The 15,692-nt window shown below is 64.8% G+C and carries 15 protein-coding genes and 1 pseudogene; 12 read left to right on the forward strand and 4 right to left on the reverse strand.

The features are described from left to right. Position 1 precedes the first annotated feature (1 nt). The 3 genes from M5C98_RS07910 to M5C98_RS07920 all read left to right on the forward strand — a co-directional run bounded on the left by M5C98_RS07910 (position 2) and on the right by M5C98_RS07920 (position 4,374). Positions 2-1,636, forward strand: a complete 1,635-nt coding sequence (locus M5C98_RS07910) for an ABC transporter ATP-binding protein (RefSeq protein WP_272552044.1) — start codon at positions 2-4, stop codon at positions 1,634-1,636. Between the two features lie 30 nt (positions 1,637-1,666). Continuing rightward, on the forward strand, positions 1,667-2,755 hold the full coding sequence (locus M5C98_RS07915) for a tartrate dehydrogenase (protein ID WP_272552045.1): 1,089 nt from the start codon (positions 1,667-1,669) through the stop codon (positions 2,753-2,755). Positions 2,756-2,904: 149 nt separating this feature from the next. Then, positions 2,905-4,374, forward strand: coding sequence for an NAD-dependent succinate-semialdehyde dehydrogenase (locus M5C98_RS07920; protein WP_442867276.1), 1,470 nt, complete (start codon positions 2,905-2,907; stop codon positions 4,372-4,374). Positions 4,375-4,526: 152 nt separating this feature from the next. On the opposite strand, the gene M5C98_RS24770 is transcribed toward M5C98_RS07920, so the two are convergent. Beyond that, positions 4,527-4,694: a hypothetical protein gene (locus M5C98_RS24770; protein WP_442867244.1), complete on the reverse strand. Its 168-nt coding sequence runs from the start codon at positions 4,692-4,694 to the stop codon at positions 4,527-4,529. Between the two features lie 304 nt (positions 4,695-4,998). Here M5C98_RS24770 and M5C98_RS07925 point away from each other — a divergent pair, with 304 nt between their 5' ends. The 3 genes from M5C98_RS07925 (at position 4,999) to M5C98_RS07935 (ending at position 7,771) form a co-directional block, all read left to right on the forward strand. Next, positions 4,999-5,991 carry a hypothetical protein gene (locus M5C98_RS07925; RefSeq protein ID WP_272552047.1) on the forward strand — a complete coding sequence of 331 codons (993 nt, stop codon included), beginning with the start codon at positions 4,999-5,001 and terminating at the stop codon, positions 5,989-5,991. After that, positions 5,979-7,091, forward strand: a complete 1,113-nt coding sequence (locus tag M5C98_RS07930; protein WP_272552050.1) for a hypothetical protein — start codon at positions 5,979-5,981, stop codon at positions 7,089-7,091. The genes M5C98_RS07925 and M5C98_RS07930 overlap by 13 nt, the downstream gene beginning before the upstream one ends. A 170-nt stretch (positions 7,092-7,261) precedes the next feature. Next, a complete protein-coding gene (locus tag M5C98_RS07935; RefSeq protein ID WP_272552051.1) occupies positions 7,262-7,771 on the forward strand; it encodes a hypothetical protein in 510 nt (169 codons plus the stop codon). Between the two features lie 200 nt (positions 7,772-7,971). Here the strand turns inward: M5C98_RS07935 and M5C98_RS07940 are convergent, their stop codons facing one another. Next, positions 7,972-8,523: a putative quinol monooxygenase gene (locus tag M5C98_RS07940; protein WP_272552052.1), complete on the reverse strand. Its 552-nt coding sequence runs from the start codon at positions 8,521-8,523 to the stop codon at positions 7,972-7,974. Between M5C98_RS07940 and M5C98_RS07945 the strand changes: the two genes are divergently transcribed. Together M5C98_RS07945 and M5C98_RS07950 are read left to right on the forward strand one after the other, a co-directional pair. Beyond that, positions 8,522-9,436: an AraC family transcriptional regulator gene (locus tag M5C98_RS07945; protein WP_272552053.1), complete on the forward strand. Its 915-nt coding sequence runs from the start codon at positions 8,522-8,524 to the stop codon at positions 9,434-9,436. The two genes, M5C98_RS07940 and M5C98_RS07945, sit on opposite strands and share 2 nt — an antisense overlap. A 405-nt stretch (positions 9,437-9,841) precedes the next feature. Then, complete coding sequence (locus M5C98_RS07950) at positions 9,842-10,387, forward strand: GNAT family N-acetyltransferase (RefSeq protein ID WP_272552054.1); 546 nt, start codon at positions 9,842-9,844, stop codon at positions 10,385-10,387. A 42-nt stretch (positions 10,388-10,429) separates the two neighbouring features. Here M5C98_RS07950 and M5C98_RS07955 read toward each other — a convergent pair whose 3' ends face one another. Continuing rightward, on the reverse strand, positions 10,430-11,356 hold the full coding sequence (locus tag M5C98_RS07955) for a LysR family transcriptional regulator (RefSeq protein WP_272552055.1): 927 nt from the start codon (positions 11,354-11,356) through the stop codon (positions 10,430-10,432). A 164-nt stretch (positions 11,357-11,520) separates the two neighbouring features. Between M5C98_RS07955 and M5C98_RS07960 the strand changes: the two genes are divergently transcribed. After that, positions 11,521-12,396: a pirin family protein gene (locus M5C98_RS07960; RefSeq protein WP_272552056.1), complete on the forward strand. Its 876-nt coding sequence runs from the start codon at positions 11,521-11,523 to the stop codon at positions 12,394-12,396. A 56-nt stretch (positions 12,397-12,452) separates the two neighbouring features. On the opposite strand, the gene M5C98_RS07965 is transcribed toward M5C98_RS07960, so the two are convergent. Continuing rightward, on the reverse strand, positions 12,453-13,169 hold the full coding sequence (locus tag M5C98_RS07965) for a Crp/Fnr family transcriptional regulator (protein WP_272552058.1): 717 nt from the start codon (positions 13,167-13,169) through the stop codon (positions 12,453-12,455). Positions 13,170-13,280: 111 nt separating this feature from the next. Here M5C98_RS07965 and M5C98_RS07970 point away from each other — a divergent pair, with 111 nt between their 5' ends. From M5C98_RS07970 to M5C98_RS07980, 3 genes and pseudogenes are all read left to right on the forward strand, one after another. Beyond that, on the forward strand, positions 13,281-13,880 hold the full coding sequence (locus tag M5C98_RS07970; protein ID WP_272552060.1) for an HD domain-containing protein: 600 nt from the start codon (positions 13,281-13,283) through the stop codon (positions 13,878-13,880). 68 nt (positions 13,881-13,948) lie between these two features. After that, positions 13,949-14,716: pseudogene (locus M5C98_RS07975) on the forward strand (class II aldolase/adducin family protein). 13 nt (positions 14,717-14,729) lie between these two features. Next, the gene (locus tag M5C98_RS07980) at positions 14,730-15,608 is read left to right on the forward strand and encodes a bile acid:sodium symporter family protein (RefSeq protein WP_272552061.1); all 879 of its coding nucleotides are present in this window, start codon (positions 14,730-14,732) and stop codon (positions 15,606-15,608) included. Positions 15,609-15,692: the final 84 nt, after the last annotated feature.

Raw genomic sequence — 15,692 nt, forward strand, 5'->3', positions numbered from 1 at the left:
CATGGGGGCATCCGTTGTCGTCAAAGACCTGAGTATCACCGCGGGCGACCAGACGCTGGTCGATGCTCTGAGCTTTCAAATCGCGCCCGGCGAGGTGCTGGCGCTCATCGGCGAATCCGGCTCCGGCAAGACCACCACGGCGCTCGCGCTGATGGGCTATGCACGGCACGGCTGCACCATCTCCGGCGGCAGCGTGCGCATCGGCGACGTCGATGTGCTGCACCTGGCGCCCGCCGCCCAGCGCGCGCTGCGCGGGCGCACCGTGGCCTACATCGCGCAGAGCGCCGCCGCGTCGTTCAACCCCTCGCGCACCATCATGGACCAGGTGGTCGAGCCCACCCGCATCCACGGCAGCATGAAGCGCGCCGAGGCCGAGGCCAAGGCGGTGCAGCTGTTCCGCGAACTCGCGCTGCCCGATCCGGACACCATCGGCGACCGCTACCCCCACCAGGTCTCGGGCGGGCAACTGCAGCGGCTGATGGCCGCCATGGCGCTCATCACCGACCCCGACCTCGTCATCCTCGACGAGCCCACCACCGCGCTGGACGTGACCACGCAGATCGAGGTGCTGCTCGCCTTTCGCCGCGTGGTGCGCGAACGCCGCGCCACCGCCGTCTATGTGAGCCACGACCTCGCCGTGGTGGCGCAAATGGCTGACCACATCCTCGTGCTGCGCAACGGCCAGATGCAGGAGGTGGACACCACCGCGCACATCCTCGCCGCCCCGGCCCACCAGTACACCCGGTGCCTGCTGGCCGCCGCGCGCCCCACGCCGCGCGTGGCCGAGCACTGCCGGGGCGAGGGCGAGCTGCTGCTCGATGTGCGCGACCTGTCCGCCGGCTACGGCCCGACCGACGCCACCGGCCGCCCCGCCGCGCTCATCCTGGAAGACATCAGCTTCAAGCTCTACCGCGGCCAGGCCATCGGCGTCATCGGCGAATCGGGCTCGGGCAAGACCACGCTGGCGCGCGCCATCGCCGGGCTCATCCAGCCCTGGCACGGCACCATGCTGTTCGGCAACTCGGAGCTCAAGACCACGCTGGGTTCCCGCACCAAGGAAGAGCTGCGCCGCATCCAGATCGTGTTCCAGATGGCCGACACGGCCCTCAACCCCTCGCACACCATCGAGCGCATCCTGGCCCGGCCGCTGCAGTTCTACAAAGGCTTGAAGGGCGAGGCGCTGCAGCGGCGCATCCGCGAGCTGCTCGACCTGGTCAAGCTGCCGCACAGCGTGGCGGATCGCCTGCCCGGCGGCCTGTCGGGCGGGCAGAAGCAGCGGGTCAACCTGGCCCGCGCGCTCGCGGCCGACCCCGACCTGATCCTGTGCGACGAGGTGACCTCCGCCCTCGACACCGTCGTGGGCGCCGCCGTGCTCGACCTGATGGCCGAGCTGCGGCGCGAGCTGGGCGTGTCGTACCTCTTCATCAGCCACGACCTGCACACCGTGCGCTCCGTGTGCGACGAGATCGTCGTCATGCAGCATGGCCGCAAACTGGCGCAGGTGGCGCGCGCCGACTACGACCGCGGGCCGCACCACCCGTATTACGAACTGCTGGCGCGCTCGGTGCCCGAGCTGCGCCAGGGCTGGCTGGAGGAGAGGGCCGGCGCACCGGCCGTGCTGGCCGCAGCGGCCTGACAAGAAGGCGATCCCTACCGGAGACACCCCATGCACCCCATCTTCCGCATCGCCGTGATCCCCGGAGACGGCATCGGCAAGGAAGTCATGCCCGAAGGCCTGCGGGCCATCCAGACCGCCGCCGAGCGCTTCGGCTTCGAGCTGGAATGCCGCACCATCGACTGGGCCAGCTGCGACTACTACGCCGCCCACGGAAAAATGATGCCCGACGACTGGAAGGCCCAGCTCGCCGGCGTGGACGCCATCTTCTTCGGCGCCGTCGGCTGGCCCGCCACCGTGCCCGACCACGTGTCCCTGTGGGGCTCGCTGCTCAAGTTCCGCCGCGAGTTCGACCAGTACATCAACCTGCGCCCCGTGCGCCTCTTCGAAGGCGTGCCATGCCCCCTGGCAGGCAGGAAGCCCGGCGACATCGACTACTTCGTCGTGCGCGAGAACACCGAGGGCGAATACACGTCGCTGGGCGGCATCATGTACGAGGGCACCGACCGCGAGATCGTCATCCAGGAATCGGTCTATTCCCGCCACGGCGCCAACCGCCTCTTGAAGTTCGCCTTCGACCTGGCGCAAAGCCGCGCCAAGAAGCACGTCACCCTCGCCACCAAGAGCAACGGCATCGCCATCAGCATGCCCTGGTGGGATGCCCGTGCCGACGACATCGCCAAGGGCTACCCCGAAGTCACGCTGGACAAGCAGCACATCGACATCCTCACCGCGCGCTTCGTGCTGCAGCCCGGGCGCTTCGACGTCGTGGCCGCCACCAACCTGTTCGGCGACATCCTCAGCGACCTGGGGCCGGCCACCACCGGCACCATCGGCCTGGCGCCTTCGGCCAACCTGAACCCCGAACGCACCTTCCCCAGCCTGTTCGAGCCTGTGCACGGCTCGGCGCCGGACATCTACGGCCAAAACATCGCCAACCCGATTGCCATGATCTGGTCGGGCGCGCTGATGCTGGACTTTCTGACGCAAGGCCAGGGCGCGGGAAGGCAAGCGCACGATGCCATCGTGGCGGCGATCGAAGAGGTCATCAAGACCGGGCCGAAGACGCCGGATTTGGGGGGCACAGCCAGCACCACGCAGGTGGGCGAGGCCATCGCCGCGTGCATCGCCAGGCGCTAGCCCATCGGCCCTGCTTCCTATTTGCTATTGAATTTGTAGCACGATGCCCTAGTGTTATATGCGCTGGAGCCCGATTTCATTCAAACCCCTTTTTGCCTCCCTTCCGCCTCCCTTCTGCCTCCTTCCCGGCCCCTCCCATGCCCCTGACCCTGCCCCTGAATCTCCACCGCCCCGACCTGATCCGCAGCGCCAACTTCATCGCCGGGCACTGGCACCCCGGCCCCGGCGCACGGCTGCCCGTGACCGACCCGGCCACCGGCACTGTCATTGCCGAAGTGCCCGACTCCGGCGCCCCCGAGGCCCGGGCCGCGCTGGACGCCGCCCATGCCGCCTTTCCTTCCTGGCGCCAGGTGCCGGCCAAGCAGCGCGCGGCCATCATCAAGCGCTGGAACGATCGGGTGCTGGCCCACCAGGACGACCTGGGCGCCTTGATCTCCCTGGAGCAGGGCAAGCCCCTGGCCGAGGGCAAGGGCGAGGTGGCCTACGCCGCCAGCTACATCGAATGGTTCGGCGAACAGGCCACGCGCATGAACGGCGAGGTCATCCCCGCCCCCGTGCCCGGCCGGCGCATGTTCGCCCTGAAGGAACCCGTGGGGGTGGTGGCCGCCATCACGCCCTGGAACTTCCCCGCCGCGATGATCGCCCGCAAGATCGCCCCGGCCCTGGCCGCCGGCTGCACCGTGGTCTGCAAGCCGGCCGAGGACACGCCCCTCACGTCGCTCGCCCTGGTGCTGCTCGCGCACGAGGCAGGGGTGCCTGCGGGCGTGCTGAACATCGTCACCGCCTCGCGCGAGAAGACGCCCGAGGTGGTGGACGTGTGGCTCGATGATCCGCGCGTGCGCAAGATCACCTTCACCGGCTCCACGCCCGTGGGCAAGCACCTGGCGCGCCGCAGTGCGGACACGCTCAAGAAGCTCTCGCTGGAGCTGGGCGGCAACGCCCCCTTCATCGTGTTCGAGGATGCCGATGTGGACGCCGCCGTGGACGGCTTCATGGCCGCCAAGTTCAGAAACGGCGGCCAGACCTGCGTGTGCCCCAACCGGGTGTTCGTGCACGCGAAGGTCCACGCCGAGTTCGCGCAAAAGCTCACCGCCCGCGTGGCGGCCCTCAAAGTCGGGCCGGCGAGCGACCCCGCCTCGCAGATCGGGCCGATGATCAACGCCCGGGCGGTGGAGAAGATCGAGCGGCACGTGCAGGATGCGGTGGCCAAGGGCGCCAAGGTGCTCACGGGCGGCCAGCGCCTCACCGACCTGGGCGCCACCTACTACGCCCCCACGGTGCTGGAGAACGCCGACGCGACCATGGCCTGCGCGTGCGAGGAGACGTTCGGCCCGGTGGCGCCGCTCACGCGCTTCGAGAGTGAAGAAGAAGTGATCGCGGCCGCCAACGACACGCCGTTCGGGCTGGCCGCGTACTTCTACAGCCAGGACGTGCGGCGCATCTGGCGCGTGGCGGATGCGCTGGAGACGGGGATCGTGGGCATCAACGAAGGGGCGCTGGCGGCGGAGGCGGCGCCGTTCGGGGGCGTGAAGGAGTCGGGCTACGGGCGCGAGGGCTCCACGCACGGGCTGGAGGATTACCTGTACACGAAGTATGTGTGCCAGGGCGGGCTGGGCTGAGGAGGGGCGCTGGGGTGGCGCTTTCGGTGTTGAGCGTTTCCTAAGCAGTGGTTGCAGAGTTGGTCAATTTTTGTGGCTGAATCAGCTCAACTGGCCACCTACCGGTCACCCTCCGGTAAAGCGTCGAGATTGATGACCGATCAATGAGGCTGTTAGCCCCTGTCAGGTCCGAATGGAAAACAGTTCGGCGATTTTGATTGCATTACCGCAATGGTGTCTTCTGATGTATCAAGGCCGCTTCTTATTTGACCGAAGTTTCTGCGCCACGCGTAGATAGTGGCGTCGCTGACCTTGTGCTTGTTGGCGGCCTCGGACACCATCGTGCGATCTGCTTCGCGCAGTATTGCGACTATTTTTATTCCTTGAATCGACTCTTCTTCATGGTGCTCCTCTTCGGGCGGAGGCCATCTTCCTAGCAATCAATGTTTCGGAGAAATGGGGCCGGTCATCTGACCAAGCATCATGGGGCGGCTACACGGCGGTCGACCGATTCACTTATCAAGTACAGGATCGAAGAAGGTACAGAGCGACAGCCGAATAGCGTTGTGCTTAAATTGGGCTAACACTCTACGACAGGCGTAGCTTGCATCCTGACCAGCCGCAGTTGTGGAAAAAGGAGGGGTAGTGGCGGAGACCATCAACATTGGCGAGATTGCATCACGCCTTTCGAAGGACATTTTCAAGCATTTTCTTTGGGCGACGCATCCAAAGACTGACGACAATTTCGAGTGTCTAAACGAAAAACACGTCGGGGAAGGAGGGAAGCCGAAAGCCACGCATCCCGGCGATGTCGTCTTTCACTATCGAGATCCGTATCTCGGGAAAACTGTGTATCTGCATACCGACTTGAAAAGTTATGCAGAAGATTCGATCACATCTACCCGACTAAGGGGCGCATTCAAGTCGTTGTGTATGACGATCGATTGCGCTCGATGTTCCGATTCGTGGAGAGCCAAGTATTCAGTCGATGAGGGCGAGGCCCATGAAGTCCGTGGGCTACTGTTTGTTCACAACCATGATAACGGCTATGACAAACCGTTTTACGACGCTGTAGATAAAGTCAATTTGCAGGCATTGCCGATAGCGCCCGGCACGCAACTGCACTACCTCGGACCTCACGACATTCAGCGGCTTTACAGTGTTGCGAACGACATCATTCGGCTGAAAGGCGAAGGCGAGTTACCGAGTTCTTATACCTTCTACTATCCAGACCTTGTGATGACACGTCGGCAGGGCGACGTGTGGGAGCAGTCTGCAACCGTTGAAACGTTGACGGCACCTTACATCATCATCAAGCATGCCGCCACTGAGGGGCAGTCAGCTGGCTATGTCATCTACTACAACGCGCCTGCGTCCTGCCCAGAAGAGTTTGAATACTTCCTCGACAGTCTGTCCAGATTTCAGATGTTGGAGTCCGGCGAGAGAATCTTGCTACGCGTCACCCATCCAGACGCACCAAATGACCTCAAGTCCGTTTTTCGTATGGCCCAAAAGAAGTACGTGAAGGCTTGGGGTTTTGACCCGGCACGCGAAGCGATCCTTAGTCAGATCCAGATTGAACGGATCACGAGCGTTACCAGCACCTACAACCCGGGAGACATGGGATGGCGGGAATGAAGAAGAGGGCGCATGGCCCATCGCTCTATTACGCGAGCGACAAGAACGTTTTTGATGCACTTAACCAGCACAAGGTAGATACGCCGACTGTCGTAAAGCTGTTTCAACGTCGCAATATCGTGGTTAGCAAGAAGACGCCGAGAGACGAGCTTGCGAAGTACTTTTCCACATTGACACACGACTACTATGATCACAAAGAGATAGCTGGAAGACTCGGTGTGGCAGTGAGGCGGGAGCGCACCACGTCAATGGATGTGTCGGGTGTTGGTGACATCGACGAACTGCATGGTGTCGTTGAGCAGTTGAAGAAAGAAATGGAAGCGAACGGCGACACAGTCCAAGTCAAGCGCGATGGCGACAACATCACCATCCGGGTTCAGTACTCGGAAGTCGACTACAAGCGTAGCGAGTTTTCTCAAGTCCAAGTTCGTGATGGCAGCATTGAGTTCATCAAGTCTGACGCCGGCTATGTTGTGCGCAATACGCAGAACGACTACCTCAATGGAGTTCGGGAAACGTTGCTTGCCAAAGTTGAGAGGGCAACATCTGAGCCCCTGACCAAGGTGTTCGTCGCTCTTTTTGACATTCCGTCGGCCAAGCTGCGTTCCAAGTTCTTTCACGAACTGGCAAGTTCATTGCCAAGCTTTGTGCGACGCGATGTGACGGATGTGTATGTGTTCAAAGCCAAGCCAGAGGCTGAGGACGACGGGGATGAGGACGGCGACGACGATGGCTCAGAGACCCATGTCGAGAGGGTCTTCCTGCGCGGCAGTGGAGTTAGTCGCTCAGAGATACTGAATGAATTACTCGATGAAGAGGACTACTACATAGTCAAGATGGGATGGACTGCGACCGAACTTCTAGGGGAGGGGAACGTCTACGACATCGAGGCTGGGTTTACCGATTCCAAAGACTGCTCGGGCTTCTCTTTCATTTTGAGTGGTGTGTTCCCCTTGGATGAGGGCAAAGTCTCAACAAGACGTCGACCGCCCCACAAGCATGAGACTGATGCCTTGTCGCGTGTGATCGAATCGAAAGCGAGGGACCTTGTAGCTGAGCTTCGGTCGGAGTTTCTTGCTACGCAAGCAAGGAGCGACTAATGCAAACTAGGTACCGGTGGTTTCGGATTCAGCTCCCCGCTCGAGCTCGGGACCTAGCGGCACTTGTAGCCACACGTCCTCTTGAATTGACGTCGGCGTATGGCTTCACGCGCCTACTTGACGGTGTCGGTGGTGCTTTGTACCGATTCCTATGGCGATCGCGAGTTGTAGTGACGAAGCTAGATTCCGAAGGCCTTCCAACTTACGAACAGATAGATAGCGTTAGTTTCACCGACTTTGCACTTGTCGAGATTGACGATCTAACCTTCCTCCGGGTGGAGAACCCGGGGCGGAGTGTTCGCGATTTACTCAACGCGCTTGAAACATTGGTAGGGATGGGTTTCACGGTGAAGCCAGTAACGTTCGACAAGGGGCAACCTACCACTGTATTTAGTTCGGTAGATACTTCCAAACTCGTGGGCTTAAAGGTTGTCGGAGCCGTACTCGCGGACGACTTGGTGGCTCGCATGGAATTCGTGTCTAAAGAAGGAATGGCGGTGGAAAGCATGACCGTGCTTGACGGACTTAAGTACAGAGTCGAGCATGCCGTGTTCGAACTTGTTCTGGGAGGACTAAAAGGTCAAATTGCCTTTGCAGCGAACGGGACTGTAAAGATCAGTGGTCAAGTCGCGCCAAAGCTAGTTAGCTTGGTGGAGAAGGACTTGCACTTTTTCGTCTGAGTAACTTGCGGAGTGGACAGTTCGGCCTATCCACGAGGAACTAGGTTGCCCGTATCCGTGCCAACCAGTCGGCTGGGAGCCAATGACCGCTTGGCACGACAGCAGAGAAGCAGGCCTACTTTTAGCCGAGGACTGCAAGCAGCCTTTCGCTGCCATAGTAGTGGCTGGCAGTCAACCTCACGGCCTGTTAGTCATCCCGCCTACCAATAAGAAAAGTAATCCTTGCTCATCACCACATCCACGCGATGTACCTGGGCCGCCTCAGCAAGGATCGCATTCATCCGCGTCACGTCGCGAAAGATATCGCCCCCTCCGCCATCCACATGCGCCTGCCGCCCCGCCAGATCGGGAAACGCTTCAAAAATCGCAAAGCGTGTTTCCGAAAACCGAACGGCGAACCACGGACCCGTGGCGGGCTCGGCCTCGACGCAGGCCCGGATGTCCCGCAGCATCTGCACCACCGCCTCCTCCTGGCCGGGGCGGGCCTCGATCTCGATGAAGAAGGCCTTGCGGCCCTCAGCGCCTTGTTCTCCCAGCACCTGCACACCCCGGTGCGGTGCGCGGGCATGGTCGGCGGCGGGCGTGTTCTCGTGCGGGGGCAACAGCGGAGTCATGGGTGCCTTTCGGGGTTCAGTGCAATGCAATGACTGTAGGGTCGCGCCCACTCCGTTGCCTGCCCGAAGATCGGCATTCCTTGCCTGATCGTCCAGGCCGGTTGTGCCGGGCCGGCCTTCCTGGCCAGAATGCGCCATGGCGGACGACGAATTGACGCAAGCGGTCTTGCGCTACACAGGCACCACGCACCACCGGACGGGCGGCATCACCGCCACGCCGGTGCACGGCCTGTACCTGGTTCGGCGCGCGGCGCCGAGCGCGTTGGAGCATGCGGTGGAGCAGCCCCTGGTGTGCCTGGTGCTGCAGGGCCGCAAGCGGGTCGCCATGGGCAGCCGCACGGTGTCCTATGCGGCGGGCGACACGATGATCGTCACGGCCAACGTGCCCACGGCAAGCCGCATCAGCCAGGCCAGCATCGCCCAGCCCTATCTGGCCATTGCGCTGGAGCTGGACACCGCCGTGATCACCGATCTGGTCATGGGCTCGCCGGAGTGCCATGCGCCCGCCGCCGTGCCCGACGCGGGGGATGAGGATGATCTGCGCGATGCCGTGCGCCGGCTGGTGCGGCTGCTGGACCGGCCCGAATCGCTCGCGGTGCTAAAGGACGGCTTGATCCGGGAGATCCACCATTGGTTGCTGCGGGGCCGGCAGGGCGCTGCGATCCGCCACCTGGGCTTGCCCGACAGCCACGCGCGCCGCATCGCGCGCGCGGTGGCGATCCTGCGTGCCGAGCCCGCGCAGCCAGTGCCAATCGAGCGCCTGGCGGCGGCGGCCGGCATGAGCCGCTCGGCGTTCCATCTGCACTTTCGGGCGATCACTTCGCTGTCGCCGCTGCAGTTCCAAAAAGCGCTGCGGTTGATGGAGGCGCGGCGGCTGATCCTGTCGCAGGGCAAGAGCATGAGCCAGGTCGCTTTCGAGGTGGGGTACGAGAGTGCCTCGCAGTTCAGCCGCGAATACGTGCGGCTGCATGGTCAGCCGCCGGCGAGGGACAAGCGGCAGGCATCCGACCGGATCGGCACGGCCAGCACCACGGGCATCGCCGGGCGCTAGCCCATCGGTCCTGTGTTCGGTTGCTATTAAATGTGTAGCACAATGCCCTAGTGTTGATTGCGCTGGAGCCCGATTTCATTCGAACCCCTCCTTGGCTCTGCAGCGCTCGCTTCATCGTAAGCCTGTAGCGCCCCGCCTCGGCGTGCCGTGCGGATTGACGGGCACCGCGCAGTCGGAAACTGCAGGATCTGTCTGCACCTTGCCGTTTCGGAAAGGGCGGTTGAATCGTTGGAAGTTCCAGTAAGATGGAAAAGGTTTCCAATTTATTGGAGGAGGGCTGATCGCTGCAAGAACGCTGGCAGGACGTTGGCGCCAGCCGGCAGCGTTGACGTGGCGTATGGCCCGAGGTCCTCGATGGTTTTTTCAACGGCCCTGAAAACACGCCGGCTGATCGGCGCCTTTCCCATGAACCCCACCCAGCCCCCTGACATCCGTCTGATCGATTGCACCGAAGAAGACCATGCGGTCGCCATTCTCGGCATCCTCAACGAGGCCATCGTGCACTCGACGGCGCTGTACGACTACGTGCCCCGCCCGCAGTCTGCAATGGCCACCTGGTTCGCGACGAAGTGCGCCAATGGCTTCCCGGTGGTGGGCGCCGTCGATGGCCGCGGAGAGTTGCTCGGCTTTGCCTCATGGGGCACGTTCAGGGCATTTCCTGCCTACAAGTACACCGTCGAACACAGCGTTTATGTTCACAAGGATTGCCGGGGGCGCGGCCTGGGCGGCGTGCTGATGCGGGCTTTGGTGGACCGCGCCAGGGCGGCGGGCGTTCACGCGATGGTGGGGTGCATCGACGCGGCCAATGAGGGCAGCATCCGGCTGCACCAGCAACTGGGGTTCGTGCACACCGGCACCATGCCGCAGGTGGGATTCAAGTTCGGCCGGTGGCTGGATGCGGCGTTCTATCAACTCACGCTGGAGACGCCGCTCGAGCCAGTGGATGGATAGGCGAACGGGCCAACCGCGCAGCTGAAGGGCGGCGCGCCCCCCTCAAGGGCTGGGCACCTTGTGCGCCGGGTCGCACTGCGGATACTGCCGCAGCCGCTCGATCAGCCACCGCCCGGCCGGCCCGGGCAGCGCATCGCGCCGATAGACGGCCTTCATCTCCAGCAGCGGATCGCCGATCACCCCGGTGTCCACCTGGATTCGCACCAGCCGGCCGGCCTGCAGATCGTCCTCCACCATGGGCAGCGGCATGTGTCCCCAGCCCAGTCCCGCGCGCAGGAAGGCGTGCTTGGCGCCGATGTCCGCCAGGCGCCACACGGTGTCGCCCAGCACGCCGAAGTCGCGGCCGGCGGTGAGGGGCGAGCGGTCGGTGAGGATGAGCTGGACATGGCCTTTGAGCTGCTGGCGCGTCAGCCGGCCCGGCTGCCGGGCCAGCGGCGATCCCGGCGCCGCCACGGTGACCATGGGCACGGCCATGAGCGGCACCTGTTCGAACTCCGGCGGAATGATGGGCAGCGAGCCCATCACACCCACGCGGCAGCGCCCGTCCAGCACCCACTGGGCCGCGGCGCCCAGGGCCTCCACCTGCAGTTGCAGCGTGGTGCCGGGAAAGGCGGTGGCGAAGGCGCCGATGGCGTCGGTCAGGGCCGCCATGGGGAACATGACATCGACCACGACCGACAACTCGGGCTCCAGGCCGGCGGCCATCGAGCGGGCCTCGGCTTTCAGCGTGTCGGCCGCGCGCACGATGTCGCGGGCGCGGCCAGCCAGGGCCTGGCCTTCCGGGGTGAGGGCGGGCAGCCGCGCGGCCCTGGTGAACAGCGTGACGCCGAGTTGCGCCTCCAGCCCGGCGATGGCCTGGCTGACGACCGATTGCGCCCGGCCAACGCGGCGGCCCGCAGCCGAGAAGCTGCCGGTTTCCACGGCGGCCACGAAGATGCGCAGGTGATCCAGGGAGACGCCATCGAGCATGCCAATGTCCTCAGTCCATCGTTAAAACAGATGGATCATATTCAATCAAATAGGCTTCGCAGATGGGGTGCGCGTCCCTACATTGGATGGGTAGCGGCGCCACGGCAACCCCAACGTGGCACCGAAGGAGATTTTTCCGGCCCGTCTTTTCAGGAGCATCCACCATGTCCGCCTTGCTTTCCCCCACCGCCCAGCGAACCATCGTGAGGCGCACCCGCGGCCGTGGCCATGGTCCCATCACCCGGCTGATGAGCCCTGGCGATCTGGGCCAGGTGCTCAAGCCCTTCGTGTTTCTGGATCTGTTCCAGGGCGAATCGTCGTTTGCCGGTGGCATGCCCATTCACCCGCACTCGGGCCTGGCCACCGTCACGGTGGTGACCGAGGGCGACTTTCGCTTCGACGACCCGGCTTCGGGCGAGGGCGAACTGGCCTATGGCGGCGTGGAGTGGATGCGCGCCGGGGGCGGCGTGTGGCACGGCAAGGAGCTTTCGCCGGGTGCCTCGCCGCGCATCGCGGGTTTCCAGCTGTGGCTGGCCTTGCCGCCCGAACTGGAAAATGGCCCGGTGGACAGCCAGTACATCGAGGCCAAGGCCATGCCCGCCAGCGGCCCGGTCACGGTGATCCTTGGCAAATACGCCGGCCTTCGCAGCCCGGTGCGGGCGCCCGAGGGCGTTCACTACCTGCTCGTCACGCTGCAGCCCGGACAGGCATGGACGTATGCGCCGCCTGAGGGGCACGATGCGGCCTGGCTGGCGGTCAGCCACGGGCAACTGGTCGGACCCAACGCGGTGGCCGCTGGCGAGATGGCGGTGTTCGATGCGTCCGGCACGATCGAACTGCAGGCCTCGCAGGAGCGCAGCGCGGTGTTCGTGATCGGGTCCGCCGAGCCGCATCCACACGATCTGGTAACTGGCATGTATTCGGTGCACACCAGCCGGGCGGCCCTGGCGAAGGGCGAGGCAAGCATCCAGGCGCTGGCCGAGCGCATGGCGCTGCAGCCCGCGGGGCAGCAGCGGCGCACGGCGGTGTTCAGCGGCTGATGTGATGGCGCAGCGCTTGGAGTCCGTGTTGCTGGTGGCTGCAAGCGCGTGCCGGCTCAGCCCGCGCCGCCCACGCGTTGCAGCGCTTCCAGGTGCAGCAGTTCGATGCGCCGGTAGCGCAGGCCGATCAGCCCTTCCTGCGCCAGGGCGTTGAGTTCTTTCGACAGGGTCTGCCGCGTCACCCCGAGCATCATGGCCAGCGCCTCTTGCGGCACGGCCACGCTGGGCCGCAGGGTGGCCGACTGGGTGGCGTCGCCGCGCGCCAGGGCCAGCAGGCGGTGCACCACGCGCACGCGCAGCCCGCGCAGGGTGGCGTCTTCCATCATGCTGTACAGGCTCCGCACCCGCGAGGCGAGCAGGGTGGCCATGGCGTTGGCGAACACCGGGTCCGCCATCTGCGCGGCGAAGGCCGCGGGCGGCACCACCAGCAGATCCACCCCAGTGAGCGCCGTGGCGTCGTGCGTGCGTGGCGAGCCGTCGATGAGCGTGATCTCGCCGAACCAGTTGCCCGGCTCCAGCAGCACCAGGATGGCCTCGCGCCCGTCGTCGCGCAGCGTGGAGATCTTGAGGGTGCCGGCCAGCAGGCCGTAGAAACCGCTGCCGGCCGCGCCCACCGGGTCGCCCTGGCGAAACGGCATGGTGCCGCGCTTCCAATGCACCAGCTCCGCCGCGCCCAGCAGCGCGCCGCGCTGCGCGGTAGGCAGGGCGGCGAACCAGGGGTTGCCTTCCATGGTGCGGCGGTGGGCGGTGGAGAGCGGGGGCTGTTGGGGCATGCAGGGCCGGTCGCTGGGCGGGTAAACCAAGGGGTCGAACTGTCAATTATTGGACAGTTGGCAGAACAGGGCGCGCCTACAGTGGCCCGGTTCCCCCACGGAGACAAAACGATGCAGACCCAAAAAAAGGCGACCTTCGTGCGCATGCAGGACAGCACGCGCGAAGACTGGCAGACGATTGGCGGCGAGTTCATGCAGTTCTCGCGCGGCCTGGCGGACCGGGTGGCGGCGCACCTGCGCATTCTGGAGGGCGACTACGGCGGCTTTCCGGTGGACCGCTACACGCATTCGCTGCAGACCGCCACCCGCGCGCTGCGCGATGGCCGCGACGAGGAGTACGTGGTGTGCGCGCTGCTGCACGACATTGGCGACACGCTGGGCTCGTTCAACCACCCCGACATCGCGGCCGCCATCCTGCAACCGTTCGTGAGCGAGGCCAACCACTGGATGGTCAAGCACCACGGCATCTTCCAGGGCCACTATTTCTTTCACCACATCGGGCTGGACCGCGACCTGCGCGACCAGTTCGCGGGGCACCCGCACTACCAGCAGACGGCGGAGTTTTGCGAGCGCTACGACAACCCGGCGTTCGACCCGCATGCCGAGACGCTGCCGCTCGACGCCTTCATGCCGATGCTGCGGCGCGTGCTGGCCCAGCCGCGCCAGAGCCTCTACAAGGCGGCGCTGCAGCCGCAGCCCGCAGCGGCCTGAACACCCGCCGTTTGCCCACCGTTTGCCCGCCGTTTGCCCGCCGTTTGCCCACCACCCAGGAGCCTTGAATGAATGCAGTCACCCCGTCCTAAGTCCGGCAACTCGTCTCCGCCGAAGAGTGGCAGTTGCGCGTCGATCTGGCCGCCTGCTACCGCCTGGTGGCCCTGCACGGCTGGAGCGACCTGGTGTTCACCCACATCAGCGCGCGGGTGCCGGGGCCGGAGCACCACTTTCTCATCAACTCCTACGGCCTGATGTTCGACGAGATTACGGCGTCCAGCCTGGTCAAAGTGGATTCGCAGTGCAACAAGGTGATCGACTCGCCCCACCCGGTGAACCCGGCGGGCTTCGTGATCCACAGCGCGGTGCATGCGGCGCGCGACGACATCCAGTGCGTGCTGCACACCCACACGCGGGCCGGCATCGCCGTGAGTGCGCAAAAGGACGGCGTGCTGCCCATCAGCCAGCAATCGACCTTCGTGCTGGCCTCGCTCGCCTACCACGACTACGAAGGCGTGGCGATCCGCGACGACGAGAAGACGCGCCTGCAGGCCGACCTGGGCCATGCCAACTTTCTCATGCTGCGCAACCACGGCCTGCTGACCTGCGGCAAGACGGTGGCGGATGCGTTCCTGGCCATGTACACGTTCGAATCCACCTGCCAGATCCAGATCGCGGCGCAGTCGGGCGGCGGGGAGCTGACGCGGGTGCACCCGCAGATCGTGGACGGCGTGGGCCATGCGATGAAGGTGCAGACGGGCGGCCTGGGCGGGCAGTTCGTCTGGCCTGCGCTGATCCGCAAGCTCGACCGCACCGACCCGGGCTACCGCGACTGAGCGCGCCGCCGCCATGGACAGCACCCTCATCGTCACGCGTTTTCTGTTCGGCGCGCTGGCGCTCGTCATGTTCGGGCTCGGGCTCACCCTGCGGGTGGCCGACTTCCGGCGGCTGCTGCAAAGCCCCAAGGCCGTGGGCATCGCGCTGGGCCTGCAGGTGATCGGCCTGCCGATCCTGTGCTACGCGATCATCCGCGCCTTCGGGCTGTCGCCCATGTTCGCCATCGGCCTCATGCTGCTGGCAGCGTCGCCGGGCGGCATCTCGGCCAATCTGTTTTCTCATTTGTTCGGCGGCAACGTGGCGATGAACATCTCGCTCACCGCGGTGAACACGCTGCTGTCCATCGTCACGCTGCCCATCATCGCCAATGCGGCCATCGCCCACTTCGCGCAGAGCGGGCAGGTGGTGCCGATCCAGACCGGCAAGCTCCTGGAGGTGATCGCCATCGTGCTGGTGCCGGTGGGGCTGGGCATGGCCGCGGCGGCGCGCTGGCCGGCGTTCGCGGCGCGCATGGAAAAGCCGGTGAAGATCTTCAGCGCGCTGGTGCTGGCGCTGGTGTCCATCCTGTCGATCGCCAAGGAGTGGAGTTCGATTGCCAGCACCTTCGCCGAGATCGGGCCGGCGGTGCTGGTGTTCAATCTGGCGAGCCTGCTGTCCGGCTACTACCTGAGCCGCGCGGCCGGGCTGGACAAGCCGCTGGCCACGGCGGTGAGCTATGAGATCGGCATCCACAACTCGACGCTGGCCATCTTCATCGCATTGAGCGTGCTGGGCAGCTACACGCTGGCGCTGCCCGCGGCCATCTACTCGGTGCTGATGTACATCACGGCGCCGCTGTTCGGTTGGCTGCTGCTTCGCCGCCCGGCGCCTGCGGTGCCGGCTCCGAATTAGAGCGCCTGCGGTGCCGGCTTCACTTTAGGACTTCCTGGAGGGCGGACTCCCGGTAGGGTGCCGGGGCGCACCCCCCCAGGAATC

The organism is Acidovorax sp. NCPPB 3576, from assembly GCF_028473605.1.
Lineage (GTDB): Bacteria > Pseudomonadota > Gammaproteobacteria > Burkholderiales > Burkholderiaceae_C > Paracidovorax.

What these genes read in the sequence shown, in the direction of transcription:
- M5C98_RS07910 (WP_272552044.1), top strand. Translation starts at nt 2, where the DNA reads ATGGGGGCATCCGTTGTCGTCAAAGACCTGAGTATCACCGCGGGCGAC.
- M5C98_RS07915 (WP_272552045.1), top strand. Translation starts at nt 1,667, where the DNA reads ATGCACCCCATCTTCCGCATCGCCGTGATCCCCGGAGACGGCATCGGC.
- M5C98_RS24770 (WP_442867244.1), bottom strand. Translation starts at nt 4,694, where the DNA reads ATGGTGTCCGAGGCCGCCAACAAGCACAAGGTCAGCGACGCCACTATC.
- M5C98_RS07930 (WP_272552050.1), top strand. Translation starts at nt 5,979, where the DNA reads ATGGCGGGAATGAAGAAGAGGGCGCATGGCCCATCGCTCTATTACGCG.
- M5C98_RS07945 (WP_272552053.1), top strand. Translation starts at nt 8,522, where the DNA reads ATGGCGGACGACGAATTGACGCAAGCGGTCTTGCGCTACACAGGCACC.
- M5C98_RS07940 (WP_272552052.1), bottom strand. Translation starts at nt 8,523, where the DNA reads ATGGCGCATTCTGGCCAGGAAGGCCGGCCCGGCACAACCGGCCTGGAC.
- M5C98_RS07950 (WP_272552054.1), top strand. Translation starts at nt 9,842, where the DNA reads ATGAACCCCACCCAGCCCCCTGACATCCGTCTGATCGATTGCACCGAA.
- M5C98_RS07955 (WP_272552055.1), bottom strand. Translation starts at nt 11,356, where the DNA reads ATGCTCGATGGCGTCTCCCTGGATCACCTGCGCATCTTCGTGGCCGCC.
- M5C98_RS07960 (WP_272552056.1), top strand. Translation starts at nt 11,521, where the DNA reads ATGTCCGCCTTGCTTTCCCCCACCGCCCAGCGAACCATCGTGAGGCGC.
- M5C98_RS07965 (WP_272552058.1), bottom strand. Translation starts at nt 13,169, where the DNA reads ATGCCCCAACAGCCCCCGCTCTCCACCGCCCACCGCCGCACCATGGAA.
- M5C98_RS07970 (WP_272552060.1), top strand. Translation starts at nt 13,281, where the DNA reads ATGCAGACCCAAAAAAAGGCGACCTTCGTGCGCATGCAGGACAGCACG.
- M5C98_RS07980 (WP_272552061.1), top strand. Translation starts at nt 14,730, where the DNA reads ATGGACAGCACCCTCATCGTCACGCGTTTTCTGTTCGGCGCGCTGGCG.